This window comes from Halobellus captivus (assembly GCF_003697845.1).
Taxonomy (GTDB): Archaea; Halobacteriota; Halobacteria; order Halobacteriales; family Haloferacaceae; genus Halorubrum; species Halorubrum glutamatedens.
Map to the genome: position 1 here is coordinate 37986 of NZ_RDQE01000009.1, position 21990 is coordinate 59975.

The 21990-nt window shown below is 69.5% G+C and carries 20 protein-coding genes; 10 read left to right on the forward strand and 10 right to left on the reverse strand.

What is annotated here, in order from left to right; genetic code table 11:
* The first annotated feature begins 87 nt into the window (after positions 1-87).
* Together EAO78_RS11340 and EAO78_RS11345 are read left to right on the forward strand one after the other, a co-directional pair.
* A complete protein-coding gene (locus EAO78_RS11340) occupies positions 88-1629 on the forward strand; it encodes a hypothetical protein (protein ID WP_122105953.1) in 1542 nt (513 codons plus the stop codon).
* Between the two features lie 117 nt (positions 1630-1746).
* Positions 1747-3483, forward strand: a complete 1737-nt coding sequence (locus tag EAO78_RS11345) for a histidine kinase N-terminal 7TM domain-containing protein (RefSeq protein ID WP_122105954.1) — start codon at positions 1747-1749, stop codon at positions 3481-3483.
* A gap of 32 nt (positions 3484-3515) precedes the next feature.
* Here EAO78_RS11345 and purK read toward each other — a convergent pair whose 3' ends face one another.
* The 6 genes from purK to aglJ form a co-directional block, all read right to left on the reverse strand.
* Complete coding sequence (gene purK / locus EAO78_RS11350) at positions 3516-4688, reverse strand: 5-(carboxyamino)imidazole ribonucleotide synthase (RefSeq protein WP_122105955.1); 1173 nt, start codon at positions 4686-4688, stop codon at positions 3516-3518.
* A gap of 84 nt (positions 4689-4772) precedes the next feature.
* A complete protein-coding gene (locus tag EAO78_RS11355) occupies positions 4773-5690 on the reverse strand; it encodes an NAD(P)-dependent oxidoreductase (protein WP_122105956.1) in 918 nt (305 codons plus the stop codon).
* 50 nt (positions 5691-5740) lie between these two features.
* Positions 5741-6484 carry a hypothetical protein gene (locus EAO78_RS11360; RefSeq protein ID WP_122105957.1) on the reverse strand — a complete coding sequence of 248 codons (744 nt, stop codon included), beginning with the start codon at positions 6482-6484 and terminating at the stop codon, positions 5741-5743.
* Between the two features lie 103 nt (positions 6485-6587).
* Positions 6588-7751: an FtsZ/tubulin family protein gene (locus tag EAO78_RS11365; RefSeq protein ID WP_122105958.1), complete on the reverse strand. Its 1164-nt coding sequence runs from the start codon at positions 7749-7751 to the stop codon at positions 6588-6590.
* 27 nt (positions 7752-7778) lie between these two features.
* On the reverse strand, positions 7779-8987 hold the full coding sequence (locus tag EAO78_RS11370) for an AI-2E family transporter (protein ID WP_122105959.1): 1209 nt from the start codon (positions 8985-8987) through the stop codon (positions 7779-7781).
* Positions 8988-9041: 54 nt separating this feature from the next.
* Positions 9042-10133 (reverse strand): S-layer glycoprotein N-glycosyltransferase AglJ, encoded by a 1092-nt coding sequence (gene aglJ, locus EAO78_RS11375; protein ID WP_122105960.1) that lies wholly within the window; start codon positions 10131-10133, stop codon positions 9042-9044.
* A 100-nt stretch (positions 10134-10233) separates the two neighbouring features.
* Here aglJ and EAO78_RS11380 point away from each other — a divergent pair, with 100 nt between their 5' ends.
* The 7 genes from EAO78_RS11380 (at position 10234) to EAO78_RS11410 (ending at position 14972) form a co-directional block, all read left to right on the forward strand.
* Positions 10234-10629: a DUF7522 family protein gene (locus EAO78_RS11380; protein WP_122105961.1), complete on the forward strand. Its 396-nt coding sequence runs from the start codon at positions 10234-10236 to the stop codon at positions 10627-10629.
* A 278-nt stretch (positions 10630-10907) separates the two neighbouring features.
* Positions 10908-11939 (forward strand): phosphate signaling complex PhoU family protein, encoded by a 1032-nt coding sequence (locus EAO78_RS11385; RefSeq protein ID WP_122105962.1) that lies wholly within the window; start codon positions 10908-10910, stop codon positions 11937-11939.
* A gap of 116 nt (positions 11940-12055) precedes the next feature.
* On the forward strand, positions 12056-12238 hold the full coding sequence (locus EAO78_RS11390; RefSeq protein WP_122105963.1) for a DUF7525 family protein: 183 nt from the start codon (positions 12056-12058) through the stop codon (positions 12236-12238).
* A gap of 68 nt (positions 12239-12306) precedes the next feature.
* Positions 12307-12531, forward strand: a complete 225-nt coding sequence (locus EAO78_RS11395) for a DUF7123 family protein (RefSeq protein ID WP_122105964.1) — start codon at positions 12307-12309, stop codon at positions 12529-12531.
* Between the two features lie 112 nt (positions 12532-12643).
* Complete coding sequence (locus EAO78_RS11400; protein ID WP_122105965.1) at positions 12644-13072, forward strand: CoxG family protein; 429 nt, start codon at positions 12644-12646, stop codon at positions 13070-13072.
* A 596-nt stretch (positions 13073-13668) separates the two neighbouring features.
* Positions 13669-14694 (forward strand): presenilin family intramembrane aspartyl protease PSH, encoded by a 1026-nt coding sequence (locus tag EAO78_RS11405; RefSeq protein WP_122105966.1) that lies wholly within the window; start codon positions 13669-13671, stop codon positions 14692-14694.
* A 65-nt stretch (positions 14695-14759) separates the two neighbouring features.
* Positions 14760-14972, forward strand: a complete 213-nt coding sequence (locus tag EAO78_RS11410; protein ID WP_122105967.1) for a hypothetical protein — start codon at positions 14760-14762, stop codon at positions 14970-14972.
* A gap of 7 nt (positions 14973-14979) precedes the next feature.
* Here EAO78_RS11410 and EAO78_RS11415 read toward each other — a convergent pair whose 3' ends face one another.
* From EAO78_RS11415 to EAO78_RS11425, 3 genes are all read right to left on the reverse strand, one after another.
* Complete coding sequence (locus tag EAO78_RS11415) at positions 14980-15489, reverse strand: PUA domain-containing protein (protein WP_122105968.1); 510 nt, start codon at positions 15487-15489, stop codon at positions 14980-14982.
* Between the two features lie 88 nt (positions 15490-15577).
* Complete coding sequence (locus EAO78_RS11420; RefSeq protein WP_122105969.1) at positions 15578-16864, reverse strand: MFS transporter; 1287 nt, start codon at positions 16862-16864, stop codon at positions 15578-15580.
* 135 nt (positions 16865-16999) lie between these two features.
* The gene (locus EAO78_RS11425) at positions 17000-17821 is read right to left on the reverse strand and encodes an HD domain-containing protein (protein ID WP_122105970.1); all 822 of its coding nucleotides are present in this window, start codon (positions 17819-17821) and stop codon (positions 17000-17002) included.
* A gap of 153 nt (positions 17822-17974) precedes the next feature.
* On the opposite strand from EAO78_RS11425, the gene EAO78_RS11430 reads away from it, so the two are divergent.
* Positions 17975-19240 (forward strand): MFS transporter, encoded by a 1266-nt coding sequence (locus EAO78_RS11430; protein ID WP_122105971.1) that lies wholly within the window; start codon positions 17975-17977, stop codon positions 19238-19240.
* Between the two features lie 87 nt (positions 19241-19327).
* On the opposite strand, the gene EAO78_RS11435 is transcribed toward EAO78_RS11430, so the two are convergent.
* Entirely contained in the window at positions 19328-21775 is a 2448-nt protein-coding gene (locus tag EAO78_RS11435) for a GH32 C-terminal domain-containing protein (protein ID WP_122105972.1), read from the reverse strand.
* Between the last annotated feature and the right edge of the window lie 215 nt (positions 21776-21990).

A 21990-nucleotide genomic window follows, 5' to 3' on the forward strand; every position in this document is an offset into this window, starting at 1 on the left:
GCGCGCCGATGCGGAACGGACCGTTCTCGATCCTCGTTTCGATCCGGGTCGGGGCCCTTTTATCGTCGGAGTCCGTCCGGCCATCGCATGAGCACCGAGTCGGCCCTCGCCGACGGCGTCCGTGAGGCGCTCGCCGTCGACGCGGACGAGTTCGCCGCGCGCGCCGAGGAGGAGGCGGAGGTCGTCAAACAGGGGCTACACGACGGGGCGTTCGACAACCACCAGTCGATCGTCGGCTTCGAGTACGAGTTCTACGCGGTCGCCGACGGCCGCTGGAGCGAGGAGTCCCGCGCCGGCGAGTACGCGCTGATGCGCGTGCCGCGACGCCTCCTGGAGCTGATGGGGTTCGAGAAGGAGCTCGGGCTCCACAACGCGGAGATGTCGACGAGCCCGCAGCCCCTCTCCGACCACGGCCTACGCGCCCAGCTCGCGGAGGTCCGCGCCCGGCTGGAGGCCGCCGAGAACACGGCCGGCGTCGAGGGAATGCGGCTCGTCTCCGACGGCGTCTGGACGATTCCGCCGGCGGGCGAGACGGCACGCGGATACCTCACCGACAGCGTCGACCTCGACGGCGTGACCGTCGCGGCCAACATGAGCGACGCCGTCCGCTACCACGCGATGGCGAACGCCGGCGGCGACGCGCCCGTCGCCCTGGAGGCACCCGGCGTCACGCTGCGAGCGGACACCGTGATGCCGGAGAGCCTCATCACCTCCATCCAGCCGCACTACCAGGTCGCACAGGCCGACACGCTACCGGTCCACTTCCGGTACGCGCTCCGGATCGCGGGACCGCTCCTGGCGCTCGGCGTGAACTCGCCGTTCCTCCCGCCCGACCTCTACGACGACGACTGGGACGCGGAACAGGTCCTCGAGGAGGGGGCGACGGAGAACCGGGTCCACGTGTTCGAGTCCGTGCTCAACGCCCGGACCGACGCCGAGAAGGTTCGATTCCCACACGACTTCCACGACGTCGAGACCGCCGTCGACCGGATCGCGGGCGACGAGACGATGGTTCCCATGCCCGAGTCGGACGGTACCGACCGCTTCGACGACGATTTCGCCACGTTCCGGACGAAACACGGCACCTACTGGCGGTGGGTCCGCCCGGTGTTCGAGGGCGCGAGCCGGTCGAGCGCGAACGCCCGGATCGAGTTCCGTCCGGTCCCCGCACAACCGACCGTCCGGGACTCGATCGCGTTCCAGGCCGCGTTCGCGGGACTGATGGGCGCGCTCCCGCGACACGAACACCCCGTCATCGGCCTGGAGTGGGAGACCGCGCGCGCCAACTTCTACGCCGCGGTCGCGGACGGACTCGACGCCGAGATGGAGTGGATCGGCTACGACGGCGAACACACCACGGACGCGACGGAGATGTACGAGGACCTCCTCGACCACGCGGCCGCCGGCCTCCGGACGGCCGGCTGCTCGGAGGCCGAGGCGGAGTCGTGGCTCGCCCCGCTCAGGTACCGGATCGACGGCGGGATCACCCCGGCCGGCTGGAAGCGGGCCGGCGTCCGGTCCCGGCTGTCGGACGGCGAGTCGTTCGACGACGCGGTCCACAATACTCAGCGGGCGTACATCGAACGACAGGCCGAGACCCTCATCGACGGCGGGTTCTCCGAGTGGTGACACGGACGGGTCCGGATCGGTGACGCGGACTAGATCGACCTTCCGGATCGGCCGCGATCGGCGTGTGGTCGGCCCATTTAAGTGATACTCGCCGTATCGTTGGATAGATCCGAGTACATGCCCTGGCAGTCGACCCCGTACGTGCTTCTGCTCTTTCTGTCGGCGCTGGTGGCGTCGCTGTGGGCGGGGTACGGCATCGTGTCGGTCCCGGCGGAGAGGCGGAACCACACGGTCACCGCGTTCGTCGTCCTCTGTCTCTCGGCGGCGGTATGGGCCGCGACGTACGGCGTCCAGCTCGCGAGCACCGGTCTCGAGGCGAAGCTGCTCGCCCACCGGTTGCTACACGTCGGCGCAGCCGCGACCCCGTCGGCCTGGCTGGCGTTCGCCTTGGCCTACACCGGTCGAGGGGACCGGCTCACGCCGACGGTCGTCGCGGCACTCGCGGCGCTCCCCGCCGCGCTGGTCGCACTGCTGGCCACGAACCCGTACTCGCTGGTGCTGGTCGACGCCGAACTGGTCACGACCGGATCGTTGACGCGGCTCGAGACGACGCTCGGCCCGGTCTATCACCTCCATCTCGCCTTCTCGTACGTCGCAGTCGTCGGGGGCGCGTGGCTCGTCGTCGATCACGCTCTCGGCTCCGGTGAGCAGGTCAGACGGCAGGCGGCGCTTCTGATCGTCGGGGCGCTAGTTCCCCTCGCGTTGAACGTGTTCGAGGTCCTCTCGGTGCCGCCGTTCGGGACGGCGACCGTGAACCTGACTCCCGTCTCGCTGTCGCTCTCGACGGCGTGTTTCGGGGTGGCCGTGTTCCGGTACCGGCTCTTCGATCTGACGCCCATCGCCTCGCGGGTCGTCCTCTCGGAGATGGACGACGGCGTGGTCGTCCTCGACGCCGCCGGGACGATAGTCGACGTCAACCCGGCCGCGGAGGGCGTCGTCGGGGACCGGGAGACGGCGGTCGGCGCACCGGTCTCGACGCGGCTCCCGGAGTACGACGCCCTCGAGACCGGAGCGGACGACGAGGTGCTCGCGACCCGCGAAGGGCCAGAGGGGAGGCGGTTCCTCCGGTTGAGCCGGTCGCCGCTGCGGCGGGGCGGCGAGACGTACGGCTGGGTGGTCCTGATCGGGGACGTGACCACGATCGAGGAGCAGCGTCGGGCCCTGGCGGAACGGAACGAGCGGTTGGACGCCTTCGCGGGGATCGTCTCACACGACCTCCGAAACCCGCTCTCGGTCATCTCGGGCTACGCGGAGATCGCGAGAGAGACGGGCGATCCGGAGCACTTCGAACGGATCGACGACACCGTCGACCGCATGACCGAGTTCCTCGAGGACCTGTTGCAACTCTCGAGACAGGGCGAGACCGTGACCGAGTTCGAGCCGGTCCCGCTACGGGAGGTCCTCGAGGCGGTCGAGACCGGGATCGCGGACGACGACCTGACCGTGGTCGTCGAGGACGGAGTCGACGACGCGGTCGTACTCGCCGATCGGGCCCGACTGGGACAGGTTCTCGACAACCTCCTGCGGAACGCACGCGATCACGCCGACGAGCCCGTGACGGTTGCCGTCGGCCGCCCGTCGGACGGCTTCTACCTCGCGGACGACGGGCCCGGGATCCCCGAATCCGAGCGCGAGAACGTCTTCGACGTCGGCTTCACGACCCGCGAGTCGGGGACGGGACTCGGCCTGACGATCGTCCGCGACGTCGTCGAGGCCCACGGCTGGTCGATCGAGGTGACCGAGAGCGAGGAGGGCGGCACCCGGTTCGAGATCACCGGCGTCGAGTTCGACGAGCCCGGAAGGGGTGACGAACCGATCGAGGATCCGATCGGATCGCCTCCGGAAGCCCGGTGAGGGATCGGCCGATCGGGAAGGGGGTCGGCCTCCTACGTCTCGCGGAACGTCAGCCCGTCGCGAAGCTCCCGGGCCCGCGACAACAGCGCGGCGCGAGCGGTCGCCTCGGCATCGACGGTTTCGTCGGTCAGCGTCAGATGCCCCATCTTCCGGAGCGGGCGCGCGTCCTCCTTGCCGTACCAGTGGAGATCGGCCTCCGGCGCGTCGAGGACCGCCTCGACCCCCCGGAGGGTCGCGGGACGGGTCTCCTCGGTGTCCCCGAGTACGTTCGCGGTGACCGCGGGCGCGACGAGGTCGGTCGGGCCGAGCGGCCACCCGAGGACGGCGCGGACGTGGTTCTCGAACTGCGAGGTCCGCGTTCCCTCGATGGTCCAGTGCCCGGAGTTGTGCGGGCGCGGCGCGATCTCGTTGACGAGGACGTCGCCCTCGTGGGTCTCGAAGAGTTCGATCCCGTAGACGCCGCGTCCGTCGAGGAACTCGAGGACGTCCTCCGCGACCGCCTCGGCGCGGGCGATGGCCTCGTCGCTCGCGCGGGCGGGAGCCACGCTCTCGCGGAGGATCTCCTCGCGGTGGATCGTCTCCGTCACGGGATAGGTCCGCGTCGCGCCGTCGGCGCCCTTCAGCCCCATCACGGCGATCTCGCGCTCGAAGTCGACGAACCGCTCGGCCATCGCGTCGCCGCCGACCGCCGCGAGCGCGTCGGCCGCCTCGCTCGGCTCGTGGACCGGGACGTTCCCGCGGCCGTCGTACCCGCCGCGGCGGGCCTTGAGCATGACGCCGTCGAACTCCTCGACGACGCGCTCGAGCCCCTCGGCGGTCGCGACCGCGGCGAACTCGGGGACGGGGATCCCGGCGTCCGACAGCGCCTCCGTCTGTACCAGCTTGTCCTGGATCGTCTCGAGGGTTCCCGGGTCCGGGTGGACCGGCACGTCGTGTTCCTCGCTCGCCGCCGCCAACACCTCGGGATCCGCGAGCTCGATCTCGAAGGTGAGCGCGTCGACGCGTTCGGCGAGCGCGTGGATCCCGTCGGGATCGTCGAAGCCGGCGACGATCTGGTCGCGGGCGACCCCCGACGCGGGACACGCCGGCGTGGGGTCCAGGACGACCACGTCGACGCCGAGGGGCGAGGCCGCCTCCGCGAGCATCCGTCCGAGCTGTCCGCCGCCGACGACGCCCAGGGTCGGGCCGGGAAGCGTGATCGACATCTACGCCGGGATATCGCACGTCGACGAATAAACGTTGCTGAATTCGCCGATCCATGTGCACGAACGTGGATCTTCAGGGGACGGTCAGTCGGCTCCGTCGATCCGCGCCTCCTCGCCCGCAAGCATCTCGAGGACCTGCATCACGCCCGAGTTGTCGTCTCGGCCCATGTCGTTCTGGACCATCGACTTGTACAGTTCGTGGGCGAGTTCGGTCTGGGGCATCGGCGAGCCGAACGTCTCGCCGGCGTCCGTCGCGATCCGGAGGTCCTTGTACTGGTACTCCGCGAAGAAGCCCGGGTCGAAGTCGCCGCGGATCATCGACGGGGCGCGGTTGTCGAGCGTCCAACAGCCGGCCGCGCCGCCGCTTATCGCGTCCACGACGGCCTCGAGGTTCGCGCCCGCGTTGTGTGCGAACACCAGCGCCTCGCTCACCCCGACCATCTGGGCGGCGACGACGATCTGGTTACACGCCTTCGTCGTCTGGCCGGCCCCGCTCGGCCCGCAGTGCGTCACCGTCTCGCCCATGACCTCGAGGGCGTCCGCGTGCTCCGCGAGGACGTCCTCGTCGCCGCCGACCATGATCGAGAGCGTCCCCTCGATCGCGCCCGACTCGCCGCCCGAGATCGGCGCGTCGAGGGCGTCGACCCCCTCCTCCGCGAGGCGTTCGGCGACCGCTTCCGCGACCGTCGGCGAGATCGTCGAGTGATCGACGACCGTCATCCCCGCGCTCACGCCGTCGATCACCGGGTCGGGCTCGCCGTCCTCGCCGAGCACGACGTCCGCCACGGCCGGCGAGTCGGGAAGACACAGGAAGACGACGTCGCTCCGCTCGGCGACGCCCGCGGGCGATCCGCCGTCCTCGCCGCCGTGTTCCACGAGCTCGTCGACCGGCTCGTCCGAGCGGTTGTGCCCGACGACGTCGTACCCCGCGTCGAGAAGGTTCTTCGCCATCGGCAGGCCCATGATCCCGAGTCCGACGAATCCGGCTGTTGCTGTCGGCATACTCCCAGTGTCGAGGAACACGGCATAAAGCTGACCCCGATGACCCGCGTCTACATCGAGACCGTCGCGAGGTCGCTTTCGAGCCCCTCCACGAACTCGTTGTACGCCTCGACGAAGCCCGCGAACGGCTCGGCGTACTCGCGGACGTCGGCCGCCGAGGGGGCCCCGTACTGCGAGAGGAGATAGAGGCCGCCGGACCCGCCGACGCGGAGGTACGAGACCGTCCCCTCCTCCCACTTGAGCTCCCAGCGGTCGCCGTCGACGCGGGCGGTGAACGTCCCGTAGTCGTCGCCCTCGTACCGGTACACCTCGCCGGCGATGACGCCGCAGGTCTCGCGGATCGAGTCGAGCACCCGGTCACGCTCGGCGACGACGCCGTCGGTCGAGGCGGGCTCCGGGAACTCCGCGGAGACGCCGTCGAGCACGCCCGAAAGCGAGCCGACGTACGCGTTCCAGGCGGACACCATGTTCGGGTAGTCCGCCAGCGCGGTCGCCAACCCCGAGGGATCGGGCGGCTGTTTCGTCGAGACGACGTAGGTGTCGGAGCCGCTCTTCGGCGAGAAGCGGAGGAACTCCAGCTCGCCGGCCTCGTGTTTGACGGTCCACTCGCCGCCCGCCGTCGACAGCGCCGTTCGGCCGTAGTCGCCGCCCTGGAGCTTCGCGAGCCGGTAGGCGATCCCGCCGGCGTGGTCGCGGACGGCCGCGACCAGCTCGTCGCGTCGGTCGGCCACCGCCTCGACGTCGGACACGTCGAGGTCGATGCCGAGCCCGGAAGTCTCGGAAGGGGAACTCACGTCCGGAACCGGGCGACGAACGACGTTAACCGGTTCGGTCGGGGACGGTCGGGAGCGACCGGTTCGGTCGCGGGCTACCGGAACCGATCGATTCGGCCGGAAGTCATTCGCCCCCACCGGGGATCGACTCGCGGATCTCGCGTATCCGTCTCGGCTCGTCGATCCCCGACCGGAGCACGAGCGCGAACACCTCCTCGCCGTCGGGGACGGGCGCGTCCCCGCTCAGGATCGCCCCCGAGCCGGTCTCCTCGGCGAGCCACCGCCGACCGTCGGCGATCGCCTCGCGATTGAGCCAGGCGGGCGGACCGCCGACGACGAGCAGGGTTCGGTCGGCACGTCCCTCGGGCACCTCGACCGTGTTCTTTCCGCGGGTCGCCTTCCGGATCACCGTCTCGACGGCCGACACCGCGGCGCTCGCGTCCACCTTCTCCGGCTCCGAGGAACCGAACAGACCCAGACCGAACCGCGACTCGGTTTCCGGGGGTTCGACCGCCTGCGTCGCGTACCCCAGCGCCGCGACGTCGCCCTCGTCGCCGACCGCCCGAGCGATATCGCTCGCGTCGAGCACCTGCTGAGGCGTGACGGCGTCGGCGTCGCTCTCGCCCGCCCCGAAAAGCGCCGCGATCCGATCGGCGACGATCCCGTTCAGTCGGTCGCGGGCGTCCGCGATCGTCTCGCCCGGGCGCAGCCACGCGTCGGTGTCGAAGGGGATGACCGCGGCCGTCCGCTCCGAGAGCGCCCCGAGCGTTCGAGCCGCGTTCCGCTCCGCGAGCGGTCGTCGCGGGCTCGATCCGTCGTTCGGTCGCGACCCGCCGTCGCCGCCGTCCTTCGAGCTCGACTCGGCGTCGCTCTCGGCGGGCGTCGGAAGGATCGCGACCGAGTACACCGGCGCGTCGTACAGCGTTTCGATCTCCGCGGCGAGCGCGGGGGCGACCCCGCCGCCGGCGGCGCCGCCGACGCCGACGACGAGAACGAACGCCTCCGCGAGCGACGGGCGCTGGTCGTCGAGGGCGCGGCCGAGCTCGCTCGCGTGGACCTCCCCGAGCTCCCGGCCCGCGTGGAGGTCGCCGTCGAGCCCGTCACCGCCCGCGGCGTCTCCGAACCGATATCGCCGGTCCTCGCCGATCGACTCGAGGCGGTCGAGCGCCTCCATGTCCGTGTCGAACGCGGAGACGCCGTGGAGGAATCGGTCTCCGTCGCGTTCGGCCGTGAGCCGGTCGACGATCCGCCCGCCCGCCCCGCCGAGGCCGATGACGTGTACGCGCATACGTTCTCCCGGTCGGCGAACGGGGATTTATCGTCTTCGGCCGGTCGCGGAGCGGTCGCCCGGGACGCCGGGCCAGTTGTCGTCGTCATCGGGACCCGACGTGCCGCCCCCGTCGTCGCCGGGGACCGTCCACTCGAACTCGTCGAGGCGGCACTGTCCGTCGGGGAGCCGTTCGGCGGGATCCGGCTCCACGCCGAGCAGGCGGGGCAACGCGGTGTCCGCGAACGTCAGGACGAGCACCAACACGATCGGCGCGAGGAACAGTCCGTGAAAGCCGAACACGACCGGGCCGAAGATGTACGCGAGCATCAACAGCCCGACGTGCGTCGTCTTCCCGCTGAAGTACGGCCGCAACACGATGTCGGGGATCGTGTCGACGACGACGACCGCCACGAGGAGGAACCCGACGACGTACACCAACAGTCCGGTGTCGTTTCCCATGACCGCCGGAACGGCGGTCGCCGCGGCCAAAGGGAGGTAGACGACCTTCATTCCGATGACCGGTATCAGGCTCGCGACACCCGTGAGCGCGCCCGCGAGCGTCGGGTACGGAACCGCGACGGCGTCGGGTGCGACCACGTTGTAGCCGGTGTACGTCGCGATCGCGATGATCGATATCGCGATGACGTTGAGGAGGTTTCCGTACAGCACCGCCTCGAGCTCCGCGTCGGCCGCCTCGAAGTACTCGCGGACGATCGCGTCGTCGTCGAACCGGAGCACCCACTCGTGGAACTTCGAGCCGTCGAGGAGCAGGTAGTAGGTGACCACGACGGTGATGAGCAGGTTGAGGAGCAGCCCGGACACCGTGTTCGTCAACAGCGCGGCGTTGTCGACGAGGAAGTCGATCAACGGGTCGAACTGCCCCGACTGATACGCCTCGATGACGTTCCCGACGGAGAGGTTCGAAAGCTCCGTCAGGCGCTGTAGCCACTGGTTTCCCGATCCGAGCGTCTCGGCGAGCGGGAACTCCTCGATGAATCGCCGCATCTCGACCACCAACAGCACCACGGCCGAACTCAAGAGCAGTATGAGCGGGACGGCGATCACCGAGAGGGCCGTCACCGCCCGGACTCGCGCGGGGAGCCGCAGCCGTTCGAGGTCGTGGTAGAACCGCCGAGTGGAGTAATAGAGGAAGACGGAGACGGTGAGGGCGGCGACGAACCGATAGGCGATGTAGCCGGCGATCAGCGAGACCGTGAGACCGAAGAGGGCGACGACGAAGCGCTTCTCGTCCATGCGCGGACGTGTTCGACCCGGAACATAAATGATGTGGAAGGTTCGAGGTCCGGTTCAGTTTCCCGCCGAGCCCGTGGTGAAACCGTCGTTCGCCTCCTCGGTCCGGTCTCTCGTCTCCTCAGCTCGATCGCCCGTCCCGTCGGATCGATCGTCGTTCCCCGATCGAGGAGACCCGTTTACCTCGTCTCGATGCCCGCCAGCGTCGTCGCGGACGGACGACCCCAACCGCTCCGCGACGACGCGGTCCTGCCGGTCCAGTTGCTCGCGGTGTAACGAGAGGATCATGTCGGCGAGGACGCCGAACACGAGCAGTTGCATGCCGAGGATGATCGCGCCGGTCGCGGCCACCGCGACTATCTCGTGGCCGACGTCGAAGACGATCCACCGGTAGAGGACGAACGCGGCCATGACCGCCCCGGCGACCGTCGAGATCGTGCCGACGCTCCCGAAGTAAAAGAGCGGGTTGTTGGTCTTCGCCTTCCGGTACAGCTCCAGGAAGATCACGCCGCCGTCGCGGACCGGGTGGAGGTTCGTCGAGGAGCCGTCGGGGCGCGGCCGGTACGTGACCGGGACGACCGTCACGGTCACCCGCTGTTTCACGCACTCGACGGCCATCTCGGTCTCGACGCCGAACCCGTCGGCGGTGAGGGTGAGCCGGCGGAACGACTCGCGGGTAAACGCCCGATAGCCGGAGAGGATGTCGCCGTAGTCCTCGCCGTGGATCGCGCGAAACGCCCCGTTGATGAGGCGGTTACCGACGCGGTTCAGCCGCGTCATCGCGCCCGGACGCATGTCCGCGAAGCGGTCCCCGATCACGTGTTCGGCCTCGCCCTCGAGAAGCGGGGTCAACATCGCCTCCGCGTCCCCGGCGTCGTAGGTGGCGTCCGCGTCGGCCATCAGGACGTACGGGGCGTCGACGTGCTCGCGGACGCCCTCGCGGATCGCCTGACCCTTTCCCTCGCCGGACTGTTCGACGACGCGTGCGCCGGCCTCGCGGGCGATCTCGCGGGTGTCGTCGGTCGACCCCCCGTCGACGACGAGGACGTTCGCGAGGCCCTCCTCCCGGAACGAGGAGACGACGGTCCCGACGGTCTCGGCCTCCTCGTAGGCCGGCAACAGGACGCAGACGTCGTCGAAGTCGCTCATCGTCCGGGCGATATCGGCCGAGTCGCTAAACTCTGTCCCTCCGGTCGCAAAACGACGGGAGACCCACACGCTCATGTATCCCACCGACGTATGTGGTGGCATGTCACAGGCACTCGAAGAACACGCCGAGGCGCTACTCAGCGCGGCGCGGACCGCAACGGGGGACGAGCTGCGGAGCCTCACGTACTTCACCGAAGAGGAGGTCGAACAGCTCTACCTGCGGAGCGATCTGAGCCGGACCGCCGACCTCGTCGGGTTCGCCGAGAGCGAACGACACGGGTTCCACGCGCAGTCGCTGTACGCCAACACGCAGCTCGGGAACTACTTCTTCACCGTCCGGGTGTTCGAGAACGGCTACCTCACCCGGGTGATCGCCAACGGCCACGGCGTCTGGGTGACGACCGATTCGATGGAGATCGATCGCTTCGAGGAGCTCGCCAGCGCGCTCGCGGAGATCCTCCGCTCGTTCGATCCCGCCGCGATCGACGAGGAGTGACCTCGGAGAGTTCCTCTCAGTCTAGCTCGGTCTTCCGTTTCGAGACCAGCCGGTCGGCGTGGGCCGGCTTCGTCACGTCAGCGTTCGTGCCGCCTTGAACCGGCTCCATCGGCTTCTTCCTGCTGTCGATGCCCTTCCGTCGTCGCTTTGGTCGCGGTCGGGTTCTCACGGATCGATACCCAACCGCACACTGCTATGACCGATCACCTTGTATATTCGCTCGAGCGTATAATGAACATAGGAACAAGGTTAAGGTATCTCACGCGATACCAACGGATATGGAAACGCGGAAGGTCCAGCGGCTGGGACCGTCGACGCTGGCGATGACGCTCCCCGCCGAGTGGGCACAGGAACACGGCGTGAACAAGGGTGACGAGGTCTCCCTGCGGATGGGAGGAAAGGGGACGCTGACGGTGCTGCCCGAGTCGGTGAGCTCGGAGGAATCGGAGGCGGTGATCAACGCGGACGGACTCGATGCACGGGCGCTCGAGCGGGCCGTCGTCGCCCAGTACGTGCTCGGCCGGCGCGTGATCCACGTCCGGAGCGAGGGGACCCTCGACAGCGAACACATCAACGCGGTGTACAAGGCCGAGACCCAGCTCATGGGACTCGGCGTGATAGAGGAGACGCCGGAGGACATCTCGATCCGCTGTTCCGTCGACCCCGAGGACTTCACGCTGGACAACCTCCTCGAACGGTTGGAGAACACCGGCTCGACGATGCGCGGCGAGGCCGTCAAGGCGCTCGCCCACGGCAACGCCGACCTCGCTCAGCGCGCGCTCAACCGCGAGCGGCAGGCGAACAAGATCTTCGTGCTCCTGTTGCGGCTGATCTTCACGGCCTACCAGAACCCGAACCTCGCCCGGGCGGTCGGACTGGAGGAGGGGTTCCCCCTCATCGGGTACCGCTCGGTCGCGAAGAACCTCGAGCTCACCGCCGACAACGCCGAGGACATCGCCGACATCGTGATGGAAGCCGACGGCCACACGCTCGACGTCGACAACGCCACGATGCGGCAGATCCGCGAGTTCACGGACCAGGTGGACGAGCTCACCGCGCTGGCGGTCCGGGCCGTCGTCGAGCGCGACTACGACCTCACCGTCGAGTGCCGCGACCTCTTCGCGCGACTCGAGGACCGCGAACAGGAGATCCTCGGCGAACTGCCCGACGACCTCGACAACGACGTGCTGTTGATGACCCGGGAGGTGCTCGTCAGCCTCCAGCACACCGCGGAGTACGCCATGCGGAACGCCGAGATCGCCGCGAACCTCGCGCTCAACGAGGCGTCCGACCACGTCGACATCGTCTAGCCGTCGGGGCCACGTCTCCGACGCGTCCTCGCCACGTCTCCGCTTTCTCGCCTTCCCGCTCGCGCGCGGATCGCCAGGTTCGCATGAACTAAGTGTCCACCCGCGAAGCGACTCGTATGACCGAGGGATCCATCGCGTCCGACAAGGGGATCGGCGTGACGCTCGCACTGTCGGCCGTCGCGGCCGTCGGCGCAGTCGTGATGTACGGCCACCCGACCCAGTACGGCAAGGCCTGGGGGTTCGCGGCGGCGTTCGTCTTCGCTCTGTTGGCGGTCGTCGCCGTCCAGGCGTTCGAGTGAGGCGTCGCGACGGTAACCGGACGCCCCGACGAGAAACCGTTAAGCGTGTCTGACACCAACCTCCAACGATGACCGAGTACACCGAGGAGGAGCGGCGGATCCTCGCGTACCTCACGGACAGCGTCACCCGTGGCGAGCGGTACGTCCGCTCGAAGACGATCGCCGACGCGATCGATCTCACCGCCAAGCAGGTCGGCTCCAGGCTCCCGCGGCTCGCCGAGAAGGCCGACGACGTCGAGATCGAGAAGTGGGGCCGCGCCCGATCGACCACGTGGCGCGTGACGCGGGGGTGACGGGTCACGCGGGGAGCGATCCGACCGCGAGGCTTCGAACGGACGCGTCCGGAGCCGGCGGCCGGATCCGCGACTCCACCCTTTTATTCACCCCCCGTTCGTATCCGGGTCCATGACCGTCCGAGTCTCCCGGACGTTCGAGTTCGATGCCCCCGTCGAGGACGTGTGGGCGTTCATCTCGGACGCGGAGAAGCGTGCAGGAGCGATCAGCGTGGTCGACACCTTCGAGGTCCACGGGGACGGGACGGCGACGTGGCACGTCGCGCTCCCGATCCCGATGATCCGGTCGACGATCACGGTCGACACCGAGGAGGTCGAACGCGACCCGCCGAACCGAGTGAAGTTCGTCGGCAGATCGAGCGCGTTCCGGGTGACCGGCGAACACGTCATCACGGAGACCGAGAGGGGTTGTCGGCTCGCGAACGAGTTCGTCGTCGAGGGGAAACTTCCCGGCGTCGAGTCCTTCTTCAAGCGAAACTTCGACGCGGAGCTCGACAACTTGGAGGAGGCGCTCCGCGAGTCGCTGACGCTCGACGCCTGAGCCGGATCGACGTTCGAACGCTCTCGGGTCGGAGGCGATCCGTCTCCATCCGGTCTCCGTGGATTTATACGCGAGGGAACCGTACCTGGCGTTGCCGGAGTTCGACGCTTTTCTCGTCGAAGTTCGGCGACAACGACCCGCGCCCGTCCCACCTCGGGCGACGGCCCGATACAGCCTGGGGGTCCGCTGTTCGGTGCCGTCTCCCGTCCACCCGCCTCCCGTCTTTCACGGCTTCCCGCCTTTCGCCATCCTTGGCCGTTCGTCGCCCTCACGTCGCGTCGACGTGCCCATCCATCCGCGCTGGGAGTATCAACGAGGATAATTCGGTCGACACGTTCTTCAACCGTTTCGCCATGGATCCGAACGCCGCGGACGAACTCGGTCGACCACCCGTTTCGGGCATGGTCGGCCCACCACTCGCTTCCACCGTCCGTCGTCCGTCGGCGTGGGTTCGGGCCACCCGCTCCCACCACCACCCGGACCCGTTCGAGGCGTGGAAGCACGGATCCCCCTCTTCGAGTCGACACGAACCGCGAGTCACGGCCTCGTCGTCGAAACGCAAGGACGATAGGCCTCTGTGGAGAACGTGCGTTCGAATGTTCCCCCGCGAGTACCGCGGCGTCGTCTTCGCGGTCGGCCTCTTCCTCGTCGTCCAGCTGGGCGCGCTGGCGTTGGTCCCCGAGTTCACGGAGAGCGGCTATCAACCCGTCGAGGACCCGCAGGACCCGACGAACAGTCTCGTGTACATCGTCGCCATCGTCGCCATGACGGGACTGATGCTCGCGGCGTTCCGCTACGAGTTCGACTGGGCCATCCGGCTCCTCATCGTCGGCGTCTCCGCGTGGCTCTCGTGGTACGTGTTCGCCGCGTTCGCCCCGCCGCTTCTCGCCGCCGTCCCCGCGATCGCGGTGGCCGTCGGCCTCCTCGTCCACCCCGAGTGGTACGTGATCGACGCCGCGGGGGTGTTGATGGGCGCGGGGGCGGCCGGCCTCTTCGGGATCTCCTTCGGAATCCTGCCCGCGCTCGTCCTCCTGACGTTCCTCGCCGTCTACGACGCGATCTCGGTGTACGGAACCGAACACATGCTCTCGCTCGCGGAGGGCGTGATGGACCTGAACATCCCGGTCGTCCTCGTGATCCCGCTCTCGCTCTCCTACTCGCTCCTCGAGGAGGACGATCCCGCCGACGGAAACGATCCCGCCGACGGCAACGATCCCGCTGACGGTGACGGGGTCGACGGCGGCGAGATCGACGACGAGACCGACGGGGTTGCCGGCGACGAGGCCGACCACGCAGCGGACGTCCCCGACATCGAGGAACGCGACGCCTTCTTCATCGGACTCGGCGACGCCGTCATCCCGGCGGTGATGGTCGCCAGCGCCGCGACCTTCTCGTCGGCCCCGGCGCTCTCGGTCCCGTTCATCGGGCTCAACCTCCCGGCGCTCCTCGCGATGGGCGGCACGCTCGCCGGCCTGCTCGTCCTGTTGCGCTGGGTGATGAAGGGGCGGCCCCACGCCGGCTTGCCCCTGCTCAACGGCGGGGCGATCGGCGGCTACCTGCTCGGAGCGCTCGTCGCCGGCGTCCCGCTCGTCGAGGCGCTCGGGCTCGGCGTCGTGTTCTAGCTAGTCATCGAGACCCGACTCCGGCGGCCACAAAGAACTTGTCGGCGGCGTCGGACGCCACGCGTATGCGCGTCGGAACCCTCCCCCGACGGTATCCGGTCGCGAGCCTCGCGACGGTCGCGTTCCTCCTCGCGTTCGTCTCGACCGCGGCGTACTACGCCGGTCTGGTTCCCCTGGTCCCGAAGACGCTCCCGACGTTCGTCGACCTGCTGGTCGTCACGGGACTCCTCCTCGCGGTCGCGCTGGCGGCGTGGGTCGTCTCGCTTTCCCGGTCGTGACCGTCGCTCACTCCCCGCCGTCCGCGATCCCGTGACGGACCTTCACCGCGACGCCGCTGTCGAACGCGAGCGCCTCCGCGCCCGAGAGTTCCGCGCGCCCGGCCGCGAACAGGGCGTCGTCGCCGTCGACGACGAGGACCTCGTCGCCCGGGCGGATCCCGTCGTCCGCCGCCGTCACGAACTTCGCGAAGGCGTTCCGCCCGTCGCGGACGAACGGCTCGCTCTCCTCGCCGACGACGACCCGGTGGGCGGGGTCGGCGAAGGCCTCCCGTATCCGTCTCGCGCCGAGTTCGCCGAGCGTGACCCGCCCGTCGGTCCCGTAGGTGACGATCCGGTCGCCCTCGCTGCTCCCGGGGGTGTCGTCCACGTCGCCGGCGATCACCTGCCGGGGTCGTCCGCCACTGGAACGGCGGATCGTGACCGGCTCGTCGGGGGGAAAGAGCGCCCTCCCGGCCCCCGACCCGAACTGGTAGTTCGCGCCGGTCCGCAGGTCGGCGAGGTCCTCGCTGTCGCTCATGGCCGCGGTACCGCCGCCGCGCGCAAATCGGTTCCGGTACGGATGTCGCTCAGGCCGCCGCTCCACGCGTCCGCAACACACTCGGTCGTCACGCTCCGCCGCCGTCCGGACGCTTCGCCGCCGCCCGCCGCGCCTGGACGGCAAAGAGCGTCGTGGCGAACCCGATGAACCCGGCGGCGAGCAGAAACCCCGTCTCGGTCGTGGTGAAGTCCATCGTCGTGCCGACGATCACCGGCCCGACGACCTGTCCGACCTTCCAGGAGATGGAACGAAGCGACATCGCGCTGGCGACGGAGTCGTGTCGCTCCCCCTCGTCGACGAAGAGAGACATGCTGGCGGGCAGCCGGATCGAGTCGGCTATCCCGAGCAGCGAGTAGGCGGCGAAGAGCGCGAAGAAGGCCCCGCCGAGCGTCTGTGAGTCGCCGAGATACGAGACGGTGACCGGATCGACGGTTCCCTCGAAGTAGGTCGCCAGCGGGATCGCGGCGGTGCCGACCCCGTACAGCAGGGCGCCGATCGCGACGAAGGCGTGTCGCCTCCCGTACCGGTCGGTCAGGTCGCCGACGAACCCCTGCGTGACCGCCTTCGTCGCCTTCCCGCCGGCCATGATCCACCCGATCGCGAACGCGGAGATGCCGAACGTCGTCCGGGCGTAGATCGGGAGGAAGATGATGACGGCCATCTTGCCGACGCTGAAGGTGAACCGGAAGACGACGAGCGAGCGAAGCATCGGCAGCGCCAGAAGCGACCGGAACGTCTCGATCCCGTCGACCGCCTCGGCGTCGGTCCTCCCGCCGGGATCGTCCCGGAGGAACCGGTAGACGAGGAGGAAGCTCACGAGCGTGATCAGAGAGAGGACCGCGTACGTCTCGGTGAACCCGTACGCGTACAGGAGGTAGCCGCCGAGCAGGTCCCCCATGAGCGAGGACACCGACGCGAACTGGTTGTACGACCCGAGCCAGAGGCCCTGTTCGTCGTCGGGGCTGATCTCGCCGATTATCGTCGCGCCCGTGATCCAGAGAACGCTCGCGCCGAGGCCCTGGGCCATCCGCACGAGGATCACGTGGACCGGGCTCGAGACGAACGCGAACCCGACGAAGACCCCGACGTTGATCAGGAAGCCGACGAGCAGGTAGCGCTTGGCGTTGCCCGTGTCGACCGCCCGGCCGAGCGGGAGGACGACGAGCAGTTGGACGGCCGCGAAGGCGGTGCCGAACAGCCCCTCGACGAAGCCGGTGGTGCCGAACAGGTCGGCGTACAGCGCGATCGCGATGAGGATCGTCGAGTACGCCTGGCTCCGCGCGAAGGCGGTCCCCGCGAGGGACGCGAACTCCGCGTTTCCGAGGAGCCGTACCGAGTTGCCGAAGCGGGCCACGACTGGATACCGACTCGGCCGAGGTGGTCCACGTATTAAAGAACGAGCGACCCGGCGGTCCCTGCTGGGTTCCGTCGCAGCCCCCGATCACGGAGAGGATCCCGGCGACTGTCGCCGATGTACCCGAAAAGGCGACTACAGTTCGATCCGTTCGACGAGCGAGCCCCCGCCGTTCTCCTTCGTGTTGATCGCGACGATCCGGACCAGGTCCTCGAGTAGCGACCCCTCGACTTTGGCCTGTAGGAGCGAGTCGACCTGGTAGACGCCGGCGGCGTTGTTCATTCGGATCTCCACCTGGACGGGGACCTCCTCGTCGGGATGGAGGACCACGGACTCGATCGCCTGCGAGGAGACGGTGTTGATGCCGCGTCCGCCCTTCTCGTAGGGGACCCGGGAACGACCGCGTTCCATGTCGAGACCGTCGGCGATCCGGATGACGCCCGCCTCCCGCGTCAGCGGCTCCTCCTCGGTGTGGTGACAGAGGATCGCGTGGAGCACCTCGGCCTTCACGCGGACCTGCTCGGGAACGTCGTAGAAGTCGGGAAGGAGTCGGTCGAGCACGTCCGCGGCCAGCGGGATCGAGTAGTAGGAGTGGTCGTCGCGGTGGACGACGTGGCCGACGTCGTGAAGCGTCGCCGCGAGCACGAGTATCACCGGCTCGTCGGCCTCATCGAGGCCCTGCTGGCGGGCCCCGTTGAACTCGACGTTACATGCCTTGAGCAGCTCGTAGAGCTTGAGGGCGCGGTTGCGGACGATCTCGACGTGTTTCGTCCCGTGGTCGTTGTACCCCTTCCGGTCGACCGCGTTGACGTTCTGCGCCTCGAGGTACGTCGTGACTTCCGGGTCGTCCTTGAGTCGATCGAGCATCTCGTTGAGCCGCTCGTCCGGGAACGGGTGCTCGGCGTCGGGGTCGTACTCCTGTCTCTCGACGTGTCCGTCGTCGGCCGCCTTCGTCATGGGGTGATCCCGACGCGGCGGGGCGACAAAAGGGTGTGGTCCGGTCGGCCTCACGTAGTCGTCAGGGTGCGAGCGGGTCGTCGGAACACGTCCCGTCCGTCCGTTCCGGTACGACAACCTATACCATCCTCCCGGCGAGAGGACGGTCCATCGATGGGAGCGCGACGAGTCGTCGGTCGCCGCAAGTACGGGTTGACCCTCGCCGCGAGCGCGAGCTACACCTGTCTCATGTTCGTCTGGTTCTCGTTGCCGGCGTACCTGCCGACGATCATCGACGACGTCGGGTTGACGAACACGCAGGCCGGCGTCCTGGCGGGAGCGATCCCGCTGACGTACATCCCGGTCGCGCTGTTCTCCGGGCTCGCCGTGGATCGGATCGGCCCGGGGAGGATCATCGGCGTGGGCGTCCTGGTCTACGGCGGCGGACAGGTCGGGCGGAGCGTCGCGCCCGGGTTCGCCTCCCTCCTGGCGTTCACGCTGGCGATGGGCGTCGGCGCGACGGCCATCACGTTCGGGCTCCCGAAGCTCGTTTCGGTGTTGTTTCCCCCCGCGCGGACCGGCCGACCGACGGCGCTCTACCTCGTCGCCGCCTCGGCGGGATCGGCGGGCGTCTTCGCCGTCGGCCGCCCCGTTCTGGGCCCAGCCCTCGGCGGGTGGCGGCCGCTGTTCCTCTGGAGCGGCGTCGTCGCGGTCGCCTACGGGGCGATCTGGCTCCTCGTCGCGCTCCGAACCGGCATCGACGACGCGGGAGGCGACCGAAACGCCGACGCGGATACCGACGGAAGAGACGGCAAGAACGGCGACGGGGAGGCGTTCGATCCGGGATCGCTGACCGCGGACCTCCGGTTCGTGCTCACGCACCGCGAGCTCCGGCTGGTCGTCGTGGTCGGGGCGATGTACCTGCTGATCAACCACGGGATACAGGGATGGCTCCCGACGCTCCTGGAGTCGCGCGGGCTCCCGGCGGCCCTCGCCGGACGGGCGACGAGCCTGTTCGTCGTCGCCTACGTCGTCGGCGTCCTCGGGATCCCGGAGCTGGCGGATCGGTTCGAGGTCAAGCGGCCGGCGCTCACCGCGTCCGGCGGCGTGGCCTTCCTCGGGATCGCGGCGCTGATCGCGGGCGACACCGGAGGTGCGGCGGTCGTCGGCATCGCGGCCGCCGGACTGGGAACCGGCGGGCTCTCCCCGCTCGTTCGGACGATCCCGCCGGAGCTCGAGGGGATCGGTGCCAGGCTGACGGGGACTGCGGTGGGGTTCATCTTCGCGGTCGGCGAGATCGGCGGGTTCGCCGGGCCGGTTCTCGTCGGAACGCTGTACGACGCGACCGGGTCGTACGACCCCGGGTTCGGACTGCTCGCGGCCGGTGCCGTCGTGATCGTGGTCACCGGAGGCGCGCTGACCGCCCTGGACCGTCGGTGACCGGTCGACGGGGCCCGAGGATGCCGGCGGGCGTCCGGACCCACGCCCCGACCGAGGAGCCGGTCGGAATCGGTTCACCCCCGTGACTTACTCGGGGTCGACTCGTCGGGGCTCGTCGACGCCGATCGGCCACGCGTTCTTCATTCGCCACACGGAGAGGTCGACCTCGACGCGGTTCCGGGATCCGACGCAGTCTCCCGATGAATCGGCGTCGGCCCTGCCGACCTCGTTCTCGTCACTGGCGTCGTCAGTGTCCACCGTCCCGCTCGGAACGGTCGAAAGCGAGATCCCCGTTGCGTCGTGGCGCGTCGGATAGATCCGGGTCGCGAGCGCTCGACGCCCGTTCACGAACAGTTCGAGGACGGAGGCGTCGACGAAGACGCGGACGTCGAGGGGGCGCTCCAGGTCGTCGACGCACACGCCGACCGCCGAGTCCCGCGCGTCGCGGTCGAGGCTGCTCTCCGAGCGGTCGACGACGGCGCGGTCGCCGCCGATCCGGACCGTCGTCCGCTCCGTGCCGTCGGGTGACTCGCGGACCCGGAGCGCGACGACTCCGTCGCCCGGGTCGAGGCGAGCGCGGACCTCGAACGCCTCGCCGGTCGCGTCGAGTCGGTGGGGCGTCGACCCCGCGGTCCGCGTCCCGTCGATCAGCCGGGGCCCGCGGAGGCGGTCGACCTCGCGGGCGGGTCGCTGTCGGAGTTCGCCGTCGACGACCTCGATCTCGCGCGGAAGGCTCATCGCGCCCGACCAGCCGGCGTCCCACTGGCTCGCGGCCGACCGTTCCTCGCGGAGCCAGCCGACGGTTATCGTCCGGCCGTCGGGCGTCGAGAGCGACTGCGGCGCGTAGAACGCGCCGGGATCGAGGACTCCCTCGTCGTCGACGCGGAACCGACCGTCGTCGGCGTCGAACGCCCCGACGAAGTACCGCACGTCCTCGTAGTCGGAGACGTGGAGCAGGTCGGCCTCGGGAAACCGCAACAGCTCCGGACACTCCCAGACGACGCCGGAGTCCGCCTCCTCGGTCACGAGGGCGGGTCCCTCGTAGGTCCACTCGCGGAGGTCGCGGCTGGTGTACAACACCGCCGCGCCGCCGCGGTCCTGGAGCCCCGCGCCGATCAGCTGGTGCCAGCGGTCGTCCTCGTACCACAGGCAGTGGTCCCGGAAGTGCGCCGGCTCGCCGGGCGTCGACGACAGGTCCAGTTCGGGCGGCGGCGACCGGACGACCGGGTTCGTCTCGGCGGTCTCGAACCCCGTCAGATCGGCGTCGGTCGCGGTCGCGAGACACGGGCGCTGCCACCCGTCCCGCCCGCCGGTGTAGAGCGCGTGGACCGCGTCGGCGTCGGCCTCGGCGACGGGGACGTCGGTCGCGGTGACGGCATCGCCGGCATCGCCGGCATCGTCGACGTCGCCGGCGGGGACGACTCGATCCGTCTCGCCGTCCGACCCCTCGACCACGTCCACGGCGACCGCACACCCGGACCAGCAGCCGTCGCGGTCGGGTCCGCCCGGTTCGGGGGACATCGCCACCGGACGGTCCTCCCAGTGGACGAGGTCCTCGCTGGCGGCGTGGCCCCAGTGAACCGAGTGGTGATACGGACCGGCGGGGTTGTACTGATAGAAGAGGTGGTAGGTTCCGTCGTGATGGAGCATTCCGTTCGGGTCGTTGAGCCAGTTGACCGGCGCGGTGACGTGGTAGGACGGGCGGTCCCGGTCTCCCGAGAGCGCGTCGCGGTAGCGTTCGAACTCGCGACCGCTCTTGGGGCGGCCGGTCGCGAGCGCGGTGTCGTACTCGTTGGCACCGGCCAGCCACCGGATCACGTCGGCCGCGAAGCGCTCGCGGGTCGCCTCCGTCGTCTCGTCGTCGTGCTGGGCGAACTCCATCCCGACGCCGACGCCGATGGCGGTCCCCGATCCGATCCGCCACTGAAGCACGGTCACCTCCCGGGGAACGTCCTCGACGCCGCGGTACGTCGACGCCAGCACGTCCGCGCGCTCCGGGAGCACGTCCTCGTACCGGGCGTACGGTGCGGTCGACCCCGCGGGACGGATGTGGTGGCGGAGCCCGTCGAGACCGTCGACGGCGGGGTGGCCGTCGTACAGCGGGTGCCACAGCGGGCCGACCGGGTCGGTCACCTCCTCGGTCCCCGTCGCGTCCGGCGGAACGGGGTCGATCCCGAGCGCGCTCACCTGCGCGAGCGCCCGCGCGGAGCAGAAGATCCCGCCGCCGTCGGCGAGGAACGCCCGGATCGGCTCCGCACAGTCGGCGACGGTCGCGGGGTCGCTCACGGGATCGTACGCGTGCCACCAGAGCGCGTCGAACCGGTCGAGGTCGACGTCGCCGGCGGCGACCGCTGCGAGCGTCACCGTCTCCACCTCCCCCACCACGTCGCGGGCGAACGCGAGCGCGGCCGACGCCTCGGTCCCTTCCGGCGGCTCCCCGCTCGCCGCTCCGTGTCCCGATTTCCCCGTATCCGCCCCTCCCCCGTCCGTCGATCCCTCGATGAGGAACCCGAGCCGGGGCTCGATCGCGGTCATGACGCAGGATTACCACGCTGGTAGTAAAAACCGTTCTGCCGACGTCGCACGATCCTCGTCGTCGCCCGCCCCCGTCGACGAACCCGCGGACCCCGGCGGGGCGGCAGATTCCGTCGGAGACAAAACCTATAAGCGGCTCATCGATGTACGAGGGAACGTGACTCGAACCGCGTCGCCGCTCGGCTCGCGATCGCCGGCAGCGACGCGGCCCTTCT